This window comes from Vreelandella titanicae BH1 (assembly GCF_000336575.1).
Lineage (GTDB): Bacteria > Pseudomonadota > Gammaproteobacteria > Pseudomonadales > Halomonadaceae > Vreelandella > Vreelandella titanicae.
The window spans coordinates 1-1484 of record NZ_AOPO01000040.1; the positions used below are offsets into that span (position 1 = coordinate 1).

The 1484-nt window shown below is 60.2% G+C and carries 1 protein-coding gene; it reads right to left on the minus strand.

Annotated features, from left to right (window positions below; translation table 11 throughout):
- Positions 1–1484, minus strand: a 1484-nt coding sequence (locus tag HALTITAN_RS25670) for a hypothetical protein (RefSeq protein WP_039860958.1), incomplete at both ends; no start/stop codon positions are given.

The window sequence follows — 1484 nt, forward strand, 5'->3', positions numbered from 1 at the left end:
CCGAAGCTTAGCGTGGTGGTCCCCTCGTCGCCGTTTTCGACCATCGGATCAGCATTGGAAATACCGATCAAGGTCGGCGCCGGTGGCTCGACAATTCCCGCGGGCACAAACTCGATATAGTCGATGCGCGCATATTCAAAGGGTGCCGCCGTGCTTGCCAGGTCCAGAGTAGCGTCGTCACCCACCGTGACGTTTTCGAAAGTCACCGTGCGGAAGCTTGCTGCCTGAGCAGCATTGCCACTGGTGGCGTCGTTATCGAATATCCAGTCGCCGCTGAAGCTCTGACCCTGGGCATTACCGATGCTCAACTGCGCCGTACTTTCGCCGTCGTTTTCGTCAAAATACCCGACAATCACGGTATAAGTGCCCGCCGCAACCGCACCGGCTAGCGCGTAGCTGGCCGTGCCCGACTCACCGCCCAGCAGCCGGATGCCTTGACCCTCATCCGCTGCGCCGATGTTCTCGACGGTGTAATTGGTCGCTGCGGTAAAGTCCTCGGCCTGGAGGCGTATGGGTGTTGTTGGCGCGACCTCGTCATCCTCTGTCACTGTGCCCGTTGCCGTTGCAGCCGCGGGATCGATAGCAAACGCCTCGTCTGCAATCCCATTCAGGATGACACTGACCTGCTCCGGGCCATTGGCTTGATCATCGTTGGCGACGTCAACCGTCAAACTGCCGACGCCGCCGGTGAAGACCACCGTGCGGGGCTCGACCACCCCATCAATATCCACGCTCAAGGCTACCTCGCCGCTAAAGCCTTCCGAGGCGGTAAGACCGAAGCTTAGCGTGGTGGCACCCTCGTCGCCGTTTTCGACCATCGGATCAGCATTGGAAATACCGATCAAGGTCGGCGCCGGTGGCTCGACAATTCCCGCGGGCACAAACTCGATATAGTCGATGCGCGCATATTCAAAGGGTGCCGCCGTGCTTGCCAGGTCCAGAGTAGCGTCGTCACCCACCGTGACGTTTTCGAAAGTCACCGTGCGGAAGCTTGCTGCCTGAGCAGCATTGCCACTGGTGGCGTCGTTATCAAAGATCCAGTCGCCGCTGAAGCTCTGGCCCTGGGCATTACCGATGCTCAACTGCGCCGTACTTTCGCCGTCGTTTTCGTCAAAATACCCGACAATCACGGTGTAAGTGCCCGCCGCAACCGCACCGGCTAGCGCGTAGCTGGCCGTGCCCGACTCACCGCCCAGCAGCCGGATGCCTTGACCCTCATCTGCTGCGCCGATGTTCTCGACGGTGTAATTGGTCGCTGCGGTAAAGTCCTCGGCCTGGAGGCGTATGGGTGTTGTTGGCGCGACCTCGTCATCCTCTGTCACTGTGCCCGTTGCCGTCGCAGCAGCGGGATCGATAGCAAACGCCTCATCTGCAATCCCATTCAGGATGACACTGACCTGCTCCGGACCATTGGCTTGATCATCGTTGGCGACGTCAACCGTCAAACTGCCGACGCCGCCGGTGAAGACCACCGTACGGGGCTC